Annotated in this window: 13 protein-coding genes and 1 pseudogene; 7 read left to right on the top strand and 7 right to left on the bottom strand. The window is 40.9% G+C overall.

Translation table 11 applies throughout. From position 1 onward, the window contains the following. Nucleotides 1-235 precede the first annotated feature (235 nt). A complete protein-coding gene (locus tag D469_RS0108115) occupies nt 236-772 on the top strand; it encodes a hypothetical protein (protein ID WP_018922891.1) in 537 nt (178 codons plus the stop codon). A 219-nt stretch (nt 773-991) separates the two neighbouring features. Here D469_RS0108115 and D469_RS0108110 read toward each other — a convergent pair whose 3' ends face one another. The 5 genes from D469_RS0108110 to D469_RS0108090 form a co-directional block, all read right to left on the bottom strand. Beyond that, complete coding sequence (locus D469_RS0108110; RefSeq protein ID WP_018922890.1) at nt 992-1,867, bottom strand: isocitrate lyase/PEP mutase family protein; 876 nt, start codon at nt 1,865-1,867, stop codon at nt 992-994. Next, complete coding sequence (locus D469_RS0108105; protein WP_018922889.1) at nt 1,860-2,633, bottom strand: amidohydrolase family protein; 774 nt, start codon at nt 2,631-2,633, stop codon at nt 1,860-1,862. The genes D469_RS0108110 and D469_RS0108105 overlap by 8 nt, the downstream gene beginning before the upstream one ends. A 70-nt stretch (nt 2,634-2,703) precedes the next feature. Next, entirely contained in the window at nt 2,704-3,147 is a 444-nt protein-coding gene (locus D469_RS0108100) for a tripartite tricarboxylate transporter TctB family protein (RefSeq protein WP_018922888.1), read from the bottom strand. Further along, on the bottom strand, nt 3,144-4,652 hold the full coding sequence (locus D469_RS0108095; RefSeq protein ID WP_420834851.1) for a tripartite tricarboxylate transporter permease: 1,509 nt from the start codon (nt 4,650-4,652) through the stop codon (nt 3,144-3,146). The genes D469_RS0108100 and D469_RS0108095 overlap by 4 nt, the downstream gene beginning before the upstream one ends. Before the next feature lie 60 nt (nt 4,653-4,712). Then, on the bottom strand, nt 4,713-5,807 hold the full coding sequence (locus D469_RS0108090) for a type 2 periplasmic-binding domain-containing protein (protein ID WP_018922886.1): 1,095 nt from the start codon (nt 5,805-5,807) through the stop codon (nt 4,713-4,715). A gap of 250 nt (nt 5,808-6,057) precedes the next feature. On the opposite strand from D469_RS0108090, the gene D469_RS0108085 reads away from it, so the two are divergent. After that, complete coding sequence (locus D469_RS0108085; protein WP_156816937.1) at nt 6,058-7,608, top strand: ATP-binding protein; 1,551 nt, start codon at nt 6,058-6,060, stop codon at nt 7,606-7,608. 2 nt (nt 7,609-7,610) lie between these two features. After that, the gene (locus D469_RS0108080; protein WP_018922884.1) at nt 7,611-8,315 is read left to right on the top strand and encodes a response regulator; all 705 of its coding nucleotides are present in this window, start codon (nt 7,611-7,613) and stop codon (nt 8,313-8,315) included. A 992-nt stretch (nt 8,316-9,307) separates the two neighbouring features. Here the strand turns inward: D469_RS0108080 and D469_RS22530 are convergent. After that, nucleotides 9,308-9,522 (bottom strand): annotated as a pseudogene (locus D469_RS22530) (insertion element protein); the annotation flags it as partial. A gap of 416 nt (nt 9,523-9,938) precedes the next feature. Between D469_RS22530 and D469_RS19900 the strand changes: the two are divergent. Together D469_RS19900 and nfsA are read left to right on the top strand one after the other, a co-directional pair. Next, the gene (locus D469_RS19900; RefSeq protein WP_018922883.1) at nt 9,939-11,714 is read left to right on the top strand and encodes a gamma-glutamyltransferase family protein; all 1,776 of its coding nucleotides are present in this window, start codon (nt 9,939-9,941) and stop codon (nt 11,712-11,714) included. A gap of 333 nt (nt 11,715-12,047) precedes the next feature. After that, a complete protein-coding gene (gene nfsA / locus D469_RS0108070) occupies nt 12,048-12,797 on the top strand; it encodes an oxygen-insensitive NADPH nitroreductase (RefSeq protein ID WP_026286160.1) in 750 nt (249 codons plus the stop codon). An 843-nt stretch (nt 12,798-13,640) separates the two neighbouring features. Here the strand turns inward: nfsA and D469_RS0108065 are convergent. Continuing rightward, entirely contained in the window at nt 13,641-14,222 is a 582-nt protein-coding gene (locus tag D469_RS0108065; protein WP_018922881.1) for a hypothetical protein, read from the bottom strand. 279 nt (nt 14,223-14,501) lie between these two features. Here D469_RS0108065 and D469_RS0108060 point away from each other — a divergent pair, with 279 nt between their 5' ends. Both D469_RS0108060 and D469_RS0108055 read left to right on the top strand, forming a co-directional pair. Next, a complete protein-coding gene (locus D469_RS0108060; RefSeq protein WP_018922880.1) occupies nt 14,502-15,575 on the top strand; it encodes a branched-chain amino acid aminotransferase in 1,074 nt (357 codons plus the stop codon). Between the two features lie 293 nt (nt 15,576-15,868). Continuing rightward, nucleotides 15,869-17,089, top strand: coding sequence for an EAL and HDOD domain-containing protein (locus tag D469_RS0108055; RefSeq protein WP_018922879.1), 1,221 nt, complete (start codon nt 15,869-15,871; stop codon nt 17,087-17,089). Nucleotides 17,090-17,159: the final 70 nt, after the last annotated feature.

The following is a 17,159-nucleotide window of genomic DNA, read 5'->3' as shown; positions in this document are numbered from 1 at the left end:
TTTTATTATAAATTCACATAATAAATCACAGGTAAATTCACAGAGGCGGAAATAATTATTAGAGGGTATGTGAATTTGTTGTGATTTTGTGTGCGAATCATAGTGCGCTTACCAAGATTTTTGGATATTTATGTTAAAATAATATTAAGAGTACCAGAGAGTTTGTGAAAAAATGTATAATAATATAAGGTATTAAGCTAACGGGGGCTTTAACAAAAGAAGGTGTTAGGTAGTTATGAAATATTTAATTTTATTGTTTATTATGACTATATCAGTTGCTTGTTCAAGTGAGGTTACTAATGACGAAGGTATTGAGAAATTAGAAGATGTAGATGTAGTGGCAACCGTAAAAGGTCAAGAGATTACTTTAAAAGATATTCGTTCGTTATATTTTGTAGAAGACGAAGATGTTCCTAAAATGGTTGAGAATTTTGTTGAAGAAGAAATTTTGGTATTAGAAGCAAAAAGTTTAGGTATTGACGTAACTGAGGAAGTTGAAATGATGGAATCGTTATTTCCACTTGGTGAGAGCGGAAATGAAGAGTTTTTTGAAGCTCAAGCAGATTATTTAGGTATTACAGTTGAGGAATATTATGACACCTACTTTAAGGAACGTATTGAACGCGATGCTTATATGAACCATTTAATTGATGAAGTTCTAGACTTACAAAATTATGAAGTGGATGATGCAGAATTAGTGGATAACGAAATTAACGACTTTATTAATAATCTTTTAGAAGAATATGAAGAGGATATAGAAATCCAATTATAATCAAAATTCTTTCAACTATAGGGTGCGTTAATTGAAGAAGAAAATTACAAACAATAGGCATGGAGAAAAGCTCCATGCCTATTTCATTGCTAAATATATTTTGTTTTAGGTTGTGAAATCTTTGTGAATTAGAGCATGTTTTTTATTGTGATTTAGCATTTTGCACCTCTAAAGTGAACCCGTTACGGTTTAGTGTCCCTGCTTTAATTTAAGAATTCATTAATCTATTTTAAGATATTTTTCTTCTAACTTTTCAATTTTTTGGAGATGAGTTAATCGATTCCTTTCTTTCATGCTAATCATATCGTCAAGCATGTGCTGTGTTGTATTTTCTTGTTTTAGGGAAAGTAAGGCATCTTGCATGGCTTTTATCGATCTTCTTTGTAGGAAGTTTGCATATAATACTATTCGATACCCTAAATCTTGTAACTCTTTATTATCCTTAAGTGGTGTTAATCCATGTTCCACCATATTAGCTATTTGGGGTGTATGAGGTAATCTGGTTATTATTTTTTTCATCTCTTCGGTCGTTTGTGGAGCTTCCACAAAAGTAAGATCTGCACCGGCTTCGATATATTTCTCTGCTCTTTCAATGGCTGCGTCGATACCTTTTAACGCCCTAGCATCAGTTCTTGCGATGATTTTAAAGTTTGTGTCTTTTCTAGTCTCTGTTGCCGCCTTGATTTTTTGTTCCATTTCTTCAGTACTTACGATTTGTTTTCCACTAAAATGACCGCATTTTTTTGGAGTGATTTGATCTTCAAGCTGAATAGCAGAAACACCGGCATGTTCAAATTCTTTAACTGTTCTCACGACATTGATTGCATTACCAAATCCAGTATCTGCGTCTGCGATCACCGGAATATCTACTGCATCAGCAATATATTTCACTTGGTCTAGCACTTCTTTAAAAGAGATGAGTCCTACATCTGCTAAGCCTAACATCTGATTTGAGAGACCAGCACCTGTTATATAAACGGCAGGAAACCCGGCCTCCTCAATTAAATGAGCTGTTAAAGCATTAGCAGCACCTGGAGCAACTAAAATTTCATTCGAATGTGTAAGTAGATTATTTAACTTTTCATTTTTAGTCATTATTTTCATCCCTATGTAAGTACCATTGCATTGCATTTTTATATAATATTTTCTCAGCATCGTTTTTAGGTAAAGCTTCTTGTATGATTGAAATGTCATTTTTATGAAACGGTCTAGGGGCACGTGTTGAAGGTAAGTCCGTCCCAAACATTAAAGCATGAGGATGAACCGAATGAATTTTTTTTATGGGTTCCAAAGGGTCTTCAAACTCAATTCTCCCAAAGCCAGTAGCTTTTACTCGAACTCCTCCTTTTTCTACTAGCTCAAGCAAATGAGGAAGCCCTTCTTTTGAAAGTCCTAAATGGTCAATCGAAACAGCAGGGAGATCAACTAGTGTTGAATGAAGATCCTTTAAATGAACAGAGTTTATATACAATTCAACATGCCAATGTGCTAATTCATATACTCGTTTAGCAAAATATTCTAAGTTGGATAAATCTTCAGAACCCCCACGTTGAACGTTGAACCGAACCGCCCTTACACCATATTCATTTAAACGAAGAATCTCTTCATCTGTTGTATCATGCGGCAATTGTGTGACCCCTGCAAAATTTTTGCCGAGTTTTTGTAGTGAGTCGATTAAATAGGATTGATCAAATTTTTGAAATGAACCTGATACAATGGCTCCACCTGCAATATTTATGTTATTTCGTTCGGTTTCTGTTTGATAATCTTCAACTGTAAACTGATTTGGTAAAAAGCCTTGATTTTCATAAATAGGGAAATTCTTATCGATAATGTGTAAATGGGAGTCGAATATTTTCATTTAATATCACCTCATATGTGTTTTTAAATACCCAAATTTTAGAGTGTCGATTTTCAATGATTTTTAGAAATTAGAATATTGTAATAAGGCTTGAAGGCCAATCTAAGTCCAAGTAAATAGACAACAAGCATATAACAGTGACTCCTATGCTTGTCGAAAGTATAGATTTGATCCAGCCAATTTCTGCTTCCAATAATAGAAATAACAACAAATAGATGGTGATGGCTGGTATGAGACCAAATATATATATAAGAATCACGAAAAATAACAACCATCCTGCATATCTGATTACTCTACCCAAATGATTATGAAACTTTTCCGTCTCTGGTCCTTTTTTCTTTGCATCTTTTATTTCTTTAAAAATGGTTATTATCATAAGGAGGCAAGCGAGTAATCCAACATAAAAGGGGAAATATCTTGCTTGTTCCTGGAAGTTTAATGCTTCAATGATCATCCAAACAAAAATCATGAGAAAAACAATATTAAAGGCAATGGAAGTATGTGATTTTTTCATGACTTCACCCCGCTATCATTCGTTTGGGTCATAGATTGTTTTTTCTTACTCTGTAAAAGGCTGCTGATGACAACAACAATACAGAGAAGTGCAATAACAATGACGCCTGGACGAGTTAACCACTCGACTCCATAATGAGAAAAAGAAATCCATAGATACCTTTCAGCTGACATGGCTAACACAAACCCAATTAAAATAGGGGCACGAGGCCAATCTAATTGTTTCATAATCCATCCTACAATGCCGAGTGCGAGAAAAAGTAAAATGTCCCCCCAATGTTGTGTTGTTTGGAACGCTCCCACCACGATGATAATTGTAATAAACGGTACTAATTTCGTTGGATGCACGGTGCTAAACCAAGCAATTGGTTTAGTTAGAGACAAGCAAGCGATAACCCCTATAATATTGGCAATAATTAATGTCCATATGATCGACATAGTAATTGGAAGGTCATCTGTAACCATTCGTGGTCCTGATTCAATCCCCATTAAAATAAGACCACCTAAGAGAATGGCTGTTGTTCCGCTCCCAGGAATTCCAAACATTAAGGTAGGTATTAAAGTGCCGCCTTCTTTGGCATTATTGGCACTTTCAGGAGCTATCACGCCACGAATATCTCCCTTACCGAAATTTTCTGGATTTTCACTCGTCTGTTTACTAATACCATAGCTAATCCAATCGACAACACTTCCTCCAAGGCCAGGGATAAAGCCAATGGAAGCACCGAGCACTGCCGATCTAACAACTAACCATTTGTTTTTAATCGAGTCTTTTATCCCCTGAACCCAACTGCCTGTTAATTTTGCCCCTCTAGAAATACTCTCATTTGATGCCAATAAATCAATAAGAACTGGAAAAGCGAATAATCCTAAAGCGACGAGAGGAAGTTGAATCCCGTTATATAAATATAATGAATCAAATGTATATCTATACTCAGGTACGGCTGGTGCTGTTCCCACCGTTCCTAACAGCATTCCGACAAGACCAGCTAAGATACCTAAAATGGGTCTTTTACCAGCTAAGATTCCCACAAAACTTAACCCAAGCAGGGCGAGCATAAAGAGTTCCGGAGATCCAAACAAAAGAACGAGAGGACGTAATAAAGGAATCACTAAAAATAGAATAAGTCCTCCAATAACACCACCGACCATCGAACAAAAGAAAGCAGCTCCTAATGCCCGTACTGCCTGACCTTTTTGCGCTAATGGATAACCGTCCATGATAGTTGCTTGAGATCCTGAAGAGCCTGGTATTCCCAATAAAACCGAGGGAAAGGTATCCCCAGAATGTAAAACGGCCATCATGCCTATGAGTAGCGCAATTCCAGTCGCTGGGTCCATACCAAAAACAAAGGGGAGAAGTAACGACATGCCTACCGTTCCGCTTAGCCCTGGTAAAAAGCCAATGGTAAGACCTATGAATACACCAAGCACCATAAAAAGGATACGGGATGGTTCTAAAACGGTTGCGAACGTTTCAATCATCGTTTCAAACAAGGACGTCACCTCTTTTCTTTATACGATAGTTATAGAACCACTTAAAGAAGTGGTTCCATGTTACTGACATTATTCAAGTGTCTCATCATGTTCTTGTTCCAAATAATTAAGGGTCCATTCTTGAACTTCATCATCCAAATCTAATAACTCTTCTAGTTCATCTTCTAATTCTTCACCGTATACCGGATCATAACCAAATACTTCTTCGCCTTCTTCTTTATATTCAGGATCATTTACCATCCCCTCAACACCCTCTTGTAAGGCCGTTAATGCTGCATCCGGGATATCATCATGAACATATAGAACCTTCTGAATGGTATAAACAGCACCTACAAACGACTTAAATGCATCCCATTCTGGTCCTGAAGGCTCTTCTCCATGCTCTTCTTCATAAATTTCTTTAACAGTAGGCAATTCAGGAAATTGTGGATCACGTACTAATTCACCGTCTTCGATAACCCCTATGGAATAAAGCGGAACAGCACTTCCATCTTCTACTAACGGCTCTACATTAGAGAAATAAGAGGAGGTCGTTTGAAAGTCTATATTCGTTTCCCCTTGTTCAAAAGCTACTCGAGCTGGTCCGCTACTTTCGTAACCAAATACTGAGTCAACATCTAAACCTAATACCTCAAATGAAAGAATCGTCGTTAGAGGTAATCCTGTTGCACTTGTTCCCCCGTACGTAAGAGGTTCTTCAGTTTCCATTAAATCGTCTGGTCCTGTGACTCCAGTATCAGGAGAAACATAAACAACTCCCCCATCCGGATAACCAAGTATAGGCGTCATATCATCGTAATCAAATTCTATTGCAGGGTTATCTAGTAAGTATGCTGTAGTCGTTGAAATACTTGTCCAAAAAGTCGTTTCACCGTCGGCTTCTCTACCAAGTGCGAATTCGTTTGCACCCGTGATTGTGCCTCCACCTTCAACATTTTCTACTTGTGTTGCAGGTTCACCAGAGATGTGTTTGTTTAAGAATGGAGCCATAAACCGTGCCATAATATCTGATCCGCCCCCACTACTTGTTGGCACAAGGATTTCAAGGTCATTGTTTTCTTCATAAAAAGTTTCTGGGTCGGATGTGGTTTCTTCACTTGAGCAGCCAATCATTCCCATAAATGTAGCAGCCATAAAACTTAAACCTATGATTTTTTTGTACACTACTAAAACCTCCTAATGATTTGTGCTTTTACGTTTGATACAATGTTTAAAACTCTTAAACTCCTTCTACCTCCATTCGGTTTTTGAAAGCGTATTCATTTGTGTGTTCTATCGTAAATGAAGAAGGGAAATAGGTGAATATTAATATAGTTTTCATCATTTTTATTATAAAATTCATTTATCCATTTTATGGAATAGAAAGGGTGGATTGGGTATATTAAACATCAAGTTGAGTACCAAGATTATAATATTGACTGTATCAGTCGTTCTGCTTTGTCTTACTGTATCGACCGTTTTACTCTTACATGCTTTTCAAACGACAGTGCAAAACCATTTCGGTGAAAGGGCGATGCATGTTGCTCAGCTCGCCGCCGACACACAAGAAATTAAGGAAGGGCTTGAACAAAACTCCTCAACTATCATTCAGCCAATAGCGGAGGAAATAAGGGAGGGCACAGAAGCAAGTTATGTCGTTATTGGAGATATGAATAATATTAGACAATCACACCATGATATCGATAAAATCGGTGAAAAATTGGGGACGAGTAGTGAGGAAGCTCTTAAAAATGAACAATCGATTATATATAAAGATGACGGAGTTTCGGGAAAAGCCATGAAAGCAAAGACACCTATATATAATGAAAGTGAGGAGGTTATTGGTGTCGCTTCAGTGGGTTTTCTTACGGATAAAATTGAGAATGAATTTGCTACTTATCGGGCCTCAACTTTAAAATATTACAGTGCCGCTCTATTTCTAGGTATACTAGGGACAATGTTTGTTGCTAGAAACATCAAAAGAACAATATTCGGACTCGAACCTTCAGAAATTTCGTATTTGTTTGAAGAGAAAAAAGCGATACTAGAATCAATGAATGAACCGATCGTGGCCGTCGATGATCAAGAGAGGATTGTCTCTATCAATAAAAAAGCGCGGGCTATCGATCACTTTAAAGAGTCAAACATAGGGGATCCGATTACTCACCCCCAACTTATACAAGCGTTTGAAAATGCTTTTTCATCTGTAGAAGAGGATTATGATTCAACGGGAAAATTGTTGATGGATAACAACATTTATATTATGGATTACTCGATCATAAAAACGAATGGGAAAAAACTAGGGGTTGTGTTTATTTTACGGCCGATCTCTGAAATCGAAGAATTAAAGAAAGAATACTCTACCATTAAAACGTTCGCTGAAGATATGAGGTCTAACAACCACGAGTTTCAGAATAAGTTGAATACGATTTATGGATTACTGAAATTAGGGAAAACAAAAAGAGCTATGCACCTGATTTCGAAAGAAGTAGAAGATCACCAAGATTTCATTGTATACCTTATGAGTTCAGTGAATAGTCCCATGATTGCCGCTTGCTTACTTGGAAAATTCAAGCGTGCCGCTGAAATGAAAATCGCATTGAATATTGATCAAGAAAGTGAATTATCAGAGCTTCCGGATGATATTAATGAACGGGAACTAGTATCTGCACTAGGTAACATTATTGATAATGCAATCGAAGTCGCTTATTACAATCGAGGCAGAGACGGGATGGTAAATATCTCATTTACAGACTTGGGCCCTGATTTAGTCTTTGACATTGAAGATAATGGACCCGGGGTTCCCCCTGAGAAACTAGATATGATTTATGAAAAAGGATATACAACGAAACCCAGCACAAATAGTGGTATAGGATTATCGATTGTTCAAAATAATTTAACATCGTTGGACGGTGAGCTTTACGTATCAGAAAGTCCATTAGGTGGGGCGCATTTCACGATCATCATCCCAAAAAGGAGTGGATGAAGGTGGATAAATCTAAATCTCTCATTGATATTTTAATTATAGAAGATGATGAGTTAACGGCTGACATTTATTGTGATTACATTCAGAACCTTAAGAACTTTGAGGTTCGATATGTAGCGAATAATGGGAAGCAAGCTCTTAACATTTTAGAAAAATATCAGCCACAATTAATCCTTCTCGATGTTTATTTACCTGATATTCATGGCATCGATTTACTTTGGAAAATACGAACGTATTATCGAGCTATAGATGTGATTTTAATCACCGCTGCTAGTGACGTAGAGGTTGTCGGAGAAGCCATTCGAGGCGGAGCTTTCAGCTATATTATAAAGCCTGTCATGATGAACAGAATGTATGGGACATTACAGAATTATGAGGCTGTCGTGCACCAGCTGGATAAACAATATTATTTAAGACAAGAAGAAGTGGATAATCTATTTAAATCACCAAACAAACCGAAAATGACTAACAAAGATCAAAATGAACTTCCTAAAGGAATTGACAGCTTTACGTTAACAAGGGTGAAAGAAAAACTACCATTGATAAAAGAAGCAGTAAATGCGCATGATTTTGCAAAGGTGATAGGAGTAAGCCATTCTACAGCGCGTCGCTATCTAGAATATCTAGTCTCAGAACAACTCGTTGAAGTAACTGTTCATTATGGAACGATTGGTAGACCTGAAAGAAAGTATTACTACAAAGCATAACAGTTTTCTCAGGAACTATTTGTTATCCCCTGATGGAATTTTTCCTACTTAACTGTTCGCAAAAAAAGCCAAATTAAAGCACGTCACCCTTGAGTTGGGATCGAATGCCGCAGTGATTGTAGAGCAAGGTGTTGATGTGAAAATCAACCCCTCGCCAGGTAGTAAGGAGATTTTGTATTTACTCATAAACAACACCACAACACATGATATTTTGTTAGATGCACCGGTCGATTCGTTAAATCTTTTCGTTTTCTAAATCGTTGCTGCCATCTCTCCGATAGTGCTTTTCGTACAAATGACCACAAAGCAACCGTTTGTGATGAACATTGTCTAATTTCCTACGAAGAACAAAATTTTCAAAATGGCTGATAAGATAGCAAAGAAGCTCTTAATTAAACTAAGAGCTTCTTTTTTATTGGCTGTTTTCGCAAACGTTGCTATTAATAATTATGCGAAAAGCGAAAGGTGGCAACTCACCCCAGTCAAACGAGGATTGGGATTTATAAAAAGGGCTTATGGCCCTTTTTATTTTTGGCTCTGTTAAAGTTTAATGTTGATAGTAGTTAAAAATTCACCCTCGTATCGACACAACTATTTTAAACATTCTATCTATGATTAAAATACGATGAAAAAAACGCCACAAAATAAATGACTGCGAAAATCGTCCAGTATAATGTGAATGCATCAGGAGAAAGGCCAGATGTATTTATGACAATTATGGAATAACCTATAATACATACAAACAATCCAAACCCCAGGGTTAACGCTAACACTCTTTGCCTGTCTCTATGCTTGAATCCTGTGATTAGACCCAATAAAAAACAACTTGCTGGTATAAATATCCAATTAATAAAAAAGAAAACTTCAGGACTGTATATTAATTCCACTAACCCTACCCCATTCTATTCTTTGTTTATAATGTTTACTATAAAGTATTTTAACATTATTTTTCCATTTACCTTCAAAAAATAGCCCACCATATTTTAAGTGAACTATCTAAAGTAAATTATATCTTTTATATCAAACACATTATCGGTAATTCCCAATCGTTGTGCTGGTGTTTTTACTGTTTTCTTTTTCCTGCCTTAATTGTAAATGGCGTACAAAAGTTGTAATGCGTTCGAAGTATTATGAGAGCCATCTGAGCATACTTCGGATTAAAATTGGAATAAATATAGCTTTTACCCTCTCCGCGAACACACAGGAGATAGAGTTCCTTAACTATATTGAAACAGCAGAAATGATAGGCTCAGTTTGAGGAAGAGGGCATTGATAAAATAGTAGCGCTCACGCACCTGGGCTATGACTCCGACCCGAGTGTAGAAAATGATAATTATCGACTACCGCTCGTGGTAAGACTTTTTTAAGTTGATAAGCTTGTAAATTGATATAAGAACTGTCATAAGGAGAAGTGATGCTTATTTACTTCTTTAACAGTAAGGTGATTGAATGCTAGAAGATGAGGGAAAGAAAACGGCAAGTGAAGACTACCAACAAAAAGAAAGGGGGAAGACTAGAAGGTACTTAAGCATATAGCTGGCTTCACTTGATGCTCGAATAGAAAACGAAAGTGGTAGATGGCTTTTTTAAGCACTATAACGGACAGGGAGAGGAGAGTGTCTCATGTTCTACATAGAGAAAGTGTCCGTGAGGCCGAAAAGGATTGACCCAAGGCGCTATTATCGTCATAGAGGCTATATTCTTGTAGCCGCTGTATTGTTGTTTTTGGTAACAAGCGGTTGTGCCCCGGATGAAGAGTTGAGTGACGAACCAGAAGAACCTCAAGACGAGGAAAATGATACTGAAGAGGAAGAGGAGAACGCTGAGGGTGAGAAAGAAGAGGCTGAGGAGCGTCCGGACAGTAAGGATGCTGATAACGGTTCGGAAGGGGAGGAAGCCGACAGCCCGTCTTCTTACGGAGTAAACGCCGGACATCCGGCTGCAGTTGATGCTGGCATGGAGGTGTTAGAAAACGGCGGAAGCGCAGCTGATGCGGCGATTGCAGCTGCTTATGCGGTGTCGGTGGTGGAACCATTTGCTTCTGGGATCGGCGGCGGTGGCGTGACCTTGATTCAAGAGCAGGGAGAAGAGCCAGAGGCGTATGATTACCGTGAAGTGGTGCCCGAGGGCGGGGTTCCTGCATCTAATATAGGTGTGCCAGGCTTTGTGAGCGGAATGACAGAGTTACATGCTGACTACGGGGCGGCTGAGTGGAAAGCCCTGCTGGACCCAGCCATTGAACTAGCTGAAAGTTCTGAAGTCTCAGATCTTCTTGCCACCCAGCTTCAATCAGCACAGGCTCGTCTGCCGGTGCAGCAGCTTGATCATTTCTACCCTGACGGTGCTCCTTTGGGCGCCGGTGAAACACTTGAACAAGCTGAGCTGGCTGAGACCCTGCGGGAAATCCGTGACAATGGAGGCCAAGCATTTTATGAAGGAAATTTCGCCGAAGGGCTTGCTTCCCAGGTGGAAGGACTTGATATGGAATCATTTTCAAACTTTGAGGTGGGTCAGCATGAACCAGTCTCTGGAGAGTTTGCGGGATACGAAGTGATCGGTGCACCTCCGCCGCTTCCTGGCGCTAGCGTCATTCAGATGCTTCAACTCATCGAAGAACGGGGCAGCGCGCAAGCAGAACGAAACAGCATAGACTGGTTCCATGATATTGCGATGTCTTGGAACCTGTCACGCCAGTTTCTTGAAACGGACTTCGGAGACCCCGGTTTTGTTGATGTGCCGGTTGAGAACATGACAGATGCCCAACGAAACGCGTCATTGGCTGAAGAATTGTCGAGCGACAGCCTGCTCTCTGTTGATCCTGGGCAGCCTTACGGTGGCTTTGATCCGAACACCACCCACATTACGGCTGTGGATGCTGAAGGAACAGTGGTCTCTATGACGAATACACTGACAAGTTTCTGGGGGTCGGGCGAATATTCGGAAGGCTTCTTTTTTAATGATCAAATGGCCAGGTTCAGCATCGGGCAAGGAGATAACAATGAAGCGGAGCCCGGACGCCGTTCGATCACCTGGTCGTCACCGATAATGATTGCGGATGAAGAAGGGCCAGTCATGGGGATCGGAAGCCCGGGAGGTGAGCGGATTCCGGCTATGCTAACACAAGTGGTGGCAGACTGGGCGCAAGGAACAGACCTAGAGAAAGCAGTGGAAGCTAATCGCTTTCATATAGAAGATGATGCTCTCATTATGGAGGAGCAGCCTCCGCCTGAGCAGCGAGAAGAGTTGATGGCCATTGGGTACAGTGAGCTTCGTGACCCTCCTACTCCGCTCTATTTTGGTTCGGTTCAGGCTTTGGCGATCGACCGTGAACAAGATGAGCTTTTAGGGGCCACCGACCACCGGCGTGAAGCTGAATGGCAGATGGAAACAGCTGAGTAAGCCATTAAAACAACGATTGAAAGAAACACCGCTGTGATCGAAGAGTCAGCGGTGTTTCTTGCGTTCGGCTGATAATATTGGCGATTCTTTATAAAGCAAGAGAATGATTAGTAAATTCCGTCGAATGATTAGTAAATCAGCAAGAATGATCAGTATTTTTCTTCGAATGATTAGTAAATGACCATAGCTGCCGGGTAGGCGAAAAAAACTGTGCTTCCTCCTTTGAACAGAACGGAATCGGCACGCTTTTGTTAAGTGTCTGCCTTTTCGCTTGCTTGAATTTTCGGTAAACTAAAGGTGGAGTAACTAATGGAGAAGGGAACGAGATGCTGTATGAATGAAACGATTGAGACGATTTTAAACCACCGTTCGATTCGAAAATTCAAAGACGAGAAATTGACAGAGGAACAGGTTCGCACGCTTGTAGAAGCAGCGCAGGCCGCGCCGACATCGAGCTATGTGCAGGCGTACTCCATCATCGGTGTAACCGATAGGACAAAACGCGAACAATTGGCCAAGATTGCCGGGGACCAGCCATATGTCGCGGACAACGGACACTTCTTCGTTTTTTGCGCCGATTATTACCGCCATGAAAAAATCGCAGAGTGGAAAGAGCGTGAGATTACGTCTTCCATTGAAGGAACGGAGCAGTTCATGGTGGCGGTGATTGATGCCACACTGGCGGCGCAGAACATGGCAGTGGCAGCAGAGTCGCTCGGGCTTGGCTACTGTTACATTGGCGGTCTTCGCAACAATCTAGAAGGGGTGAAAGAAGTGCTGGAAACGCCTGAGCGCGTGCTGCCGCTCTTCGGCTTCGCAGTGGGCGTGCCGGCGCATGAATCCTCGAAAAAGCCGCGCCTGCCATTTGAACATATCTATCACGAAAATACGTACGAGTCAGATGTCACAAAGCAGAAAACGGGCATTGATGAATTTGACGCGACGGTGAAAGCGTATTACCAGGAGCGATCCGGCAACCCGCGCGTTGAGACGTGGAGTGAGCAGATGATGCGTCTGCTCGAACAAGACCGGCGCTCGTACATGAAAGACTTTGTGGAAGCGCAGAAATTTAAGCTGCGGTAGGGGGTAAAGAGGTACTGAAGAGGAAACTAACAGGTAGAAGGAGGAAAGGGTTGTCCAGGCGGGCAGCCCTTTTTTTGGTGATTATACCTGTTTAAAGGCGGGGCAAAGAGCGGCGTTGAAATCAGATGAAAGAGTGATACTTCCCCCAGGCCATCAAATCGGCATCTTCATTTTAAACACGACCGGACGTCACCTACTTCCAACAGCCTCCTGTAGACTTAAGCATCATCATAGCTTAAAAGAGTAAAAACTCTTGGAAGCGGTCAAGCGGTTTTTCTGCCCACAAAAAAACAGCCGAAACGCAAGCTTGCGGCTGTTTTATAATTAAATGCATCCGTTCTTTTAGGAGTGAGCTTTACAATTGAAAACTGAGCTGTGGAGCAATAGAAACAAGCTTGTTGATCTTCAATTTGAAATTGAATTCATTGCACTGATATACCCTGTTCGTATAGGAGGGACACCAGCCTTGCGTAATTACAGGCAGCCACTGAAGTTCCTTAGGGCCAGAGACATCTGCTGTAATAGTTAGTCCGATTACTTCAGGGGGACACGGTCTTCTCCATTTCTTTGGTACCAGCCTTTATTTTCAACCTGAACCATTGAGGTGTCTTCTGCTTGGAGTTATAACGATGAAGCAACGTTGTTCGTAAGGTGGATATGAATTGAATAGTTTGATGGTGAAGGAGGAAACGTTTTGAGTTAACGATTTAAACTCTTTTATAATCAATGGTTCATCATATGTTATGTAGAAGAAAGAAAAATAGAAACGGCGCTCGTACACTTTGGAACAAGCGAGGCAAAAGGAGCTGTCTTTTTTAGAACAGCTCCTTGATTAATAGGTTTTTATCTTTCGTAATGAATCGCTTCATCACTTGTGAAGTTTTCTTTTTTGCCGGCGCGTTCGCGAAAGGCTTGCATAGTTTGAAGGATGCGGTGTTCTTTAAACGGCGAGAGGTTGTCGAGTTCTTTTCTGCTTTTCTCTTTCGTTTTGTTCGGGGCTTTGGTCTCGTTTAGTTCCAGTTGATATTTTTCTTTTAATAGAAGGCCGAGCTGGCGTTTCATCATTAAATAACGGGCACCGACGATAATAAACACCGTGAAAAAGAGAAGTGGCAATAGATTGACCAAAGCGAGCCACGTTTCTGCTTCAATCGGCGGCCAGAAGTAGCGGCTGAACGAAAGAAGACCTGCCACTAATAGGATCATAAAATACGTATCCATACTTTGGCGCAGCTGAAATTCCCGCTTTAAGAGCTCAACCTTTGGCAGCAGTGCTTTATAAGCCGGGTCTTCGGCTTCCAGTCTTTCCAGCAAAAATTTACGCTGGGTACTGCGGCCGCGGCTTGTACGTCCCACAAAGATAATTGCAATTAATAGTAAAAAGAATCCGAGAGTGCCCCAAATATTTTCTAGTTCTAAAAACATAGCCCTAATCCTTTCCGTTCTGCTAGATTGTAGAATTGCTAGCATTTATTGTTTTCGTCCGTTAGTATATCGGGTTGATGGAGAGCTGTCTACAAACCGGCCGGCTGTTCATTGATTCTATGAACAGTAACCTGGTTGATGGCACGCTTTTTATGAAAAGAATATAAATAATACGAAAATTTCTTTATTGCTTTAAACGGATAGTCATACCGATTTGGCAAAATCTTTGGTAAAGTAAAGGGAGACGAAATAATCTATGACGTAGGAGGCGACAACGAGATGGAAGTACGCATTGATCAAGTAGAAGAGCGAAAAGAGAAGCCGGATTACAATGCGCTGCAATTTGGCAAGCATTTTACAGATCACATGTTTGTGATTGAATATACACACGGGAAAGGGTGGCATGACCCGCGCATTACTCCATACGCACCGCTTACCATGGACCCGGCCTCGCTTGTTTTTCATTACGGACAAGCCGTATTTGAAGGGTTAAAAGCGTATTATGCGGATGGAGAAATTGTTTTATTTCGGCCGGAACAGAACTTCCGCAGACTCAACCAGTCCAATGAACGGATGACCATTCCCCCTGTAGATGAAGACTTTATGGTTGATGCTTTGAAGCAGCTTGTGCACGTAGACCGGGAGTGGGTACCAACCAAAGAAGGTCAGTCTCTGTACATTCGGCCGTTTGTTATTGCGACAGAAGCAGCGTTGAGTGTGAAACCTTCCGCTCACTATACGCTCATGATCATAATGTCACCGGTGGGAGCTTATTACGCGAGCGGGGAGCAGATGCAGCCGGTTTCTATTTATGTTGAAGATGAATATGTGCGTTCCGTAAAAGGCGGGGTCGGCTTTACTAAGACATCCGGAAACTATGCAGCTAGCTTAAAAGCTCAGTCAAAAGCAGAAGCGCTTGGATACGATCAGGTTCTTTGGCTTGACGCGGTAGAAAATCGGTACGTAGAAGAAGTAGGCAGCATGAATATCTTCTTTAAAATAGGCGGGAAAGTGTTAACGCCGGCTTTAAATGGAAGCATTCTTGAAGGGATTACGAGAAAATCTGTGATCGAACTGCTTCATCATTGGGGTTACGAAGTGGTAGAAGCACACATTACAATGGAAGACATTTATGATGCTTCCCAGTCAGGGAAATTAGAAGAAGTCTTCGGAACAGGGACGGCAGCGGTTATTTCCCCAGTAGGTACATTAAAATGGAAAGAAGAAGAAATCGCCGTAAACGGCCAACAGGCGGGAGAGCTTTCAAAACGCTTGTATGAAGCGATTACCGGCATTCAAACGGGTGACAAACAAGATGAATTTAACTGGACGGAAACCATATCAATGAAGTAAGAAAACATTTAATAGCTGCGTAGTAGACAAAACGTCTTCTCAACGCAGCTTTTTCTTTTCTACTAGGTTGTAATATGAGTAGGCGTAGTGCTCACATTGTAGAATAATGGTGGTTTATTTCGTTCTGCGATTACGTAGATGATCTTTCTTGTGTACAAACAATTAGTACAATGGATGTCATAAAATTCTATAATTATACATAAAAGCGGATAAAAAGTTAGTGCATGTTGTGAAAGGTCAACAAAATACTATATAATATAGGCAATGGGTCAGGGGCAAAGGGGGGAAGTAATGTGGATGTCTTAGTGGCGAGACAACCAATTTTAGACCAGCACTTACATACATACGCATACGAATTACTATATCGCAATGAAGAGATGCATGAAGGAAAACCGATCGATGGAGATCAAGCGACCGCAGATGTGTTGTCTGCTAGTTTCGTAAACATCGGACTTGAAACGCTGACGAATAACAAATGTTTTTTTATTAATTTTACCGAACGACTACTTCTTTCCGACGTGCCCCTCCTCTTTCCTACCGATCGGCTCGTGATTGAAATCCTTGAAGATGTTCCGGTAAGCCAGGCAATTATTGAGCGTCTGCAGTATCTAAAAGGACTTGGCTATACGCTTGCGATGGATGATGTCACAGCTGCCATGATAGATCACCCATTTTTATCTTATGTGGATATTATAAAAATCGATTTTCTACTAACGACCGAAGCTGAGCGCAAAGAGATGGCTGCTAAGCTCCTTAACGTGAAGAAAACCCTCCTGGCTGAAAAAGTGGAGTCGAAAGAAAGATTTGAAGAAGCTATAACGTTAGGATGCACGTATTTTCAGGGATTTTTCTTTAGTAAGCCGGACATCGTTTCAGCGGCTGACCTCCCGATTCATTCGCTAAGCTATGTGCATTTGCTTCAAGCGGTAAATGAACAAGACCCGGATATGACAAAGATCTCTCAACACATTGAAGCGGATGTGTCCCTGACTTATAAATTGTTTAAGCTGATGAATTCGAGTGCATTTATTACGAGAGGCAAGGTGGATTCTGTCCATCAGGCTGTTGTTATGTTGGGCATCAAGGAACTGCAAAAATGGCTTTCCATTCTCGCCCTGCAAGGGCTGCGTCCTCATCATCCGGATGAAGTTATGACACTCAGCCTCGTTCGAGCCAAATTTGCTGAGCAGCTTGCTGTGCGGGCAGGGTTTCAGACTGAAAGCTCTCAACTGTTTATTGTGGGCATGTTCTCCATCATGGAGCGGCTGCTCAATCAACCGATGGATGAGATTGTCGATACCCTCTTACTTCCTGAAGAGACGAAGGCTGTCTTATTAGGAGAAGTCAACCGGTATTTCCCCATTTATCAGCTTTTTCACAAACACGAAGAAGGGGACTGGGAGAAGGTTAATGTATATCAACACCAGTTAGGCTTAACGAAAGAAGATGTAACAGACAGCTATCATGAAGCGGTTGAGTGGACGAATCAACTGGATGCGCAGCGTCTGCTGTAAAATCGGGAAGAACTGAAACTGCGGGGGAGTAGGTCATTTCCAGAAGTGGGTTGGAGAGGATAGGTCTATC

Origin of the sequence: Salsuginibacillus kocurii DSM 18087 (genome assembly GCF_000377705.1) — a bacterium.
GTDB classification, from domain to species: Bacteria; Bacillota; Bacilli; order Bacillales; family Marinococcaceae; genus Salsuginibacillus; species Salsuginibacillus kocurii.
The sequence above is the reverse complement of the archived record's forward strand: the minus strand, read 5'-3'. Positions and strand labels throughout refer to the sequence as shown.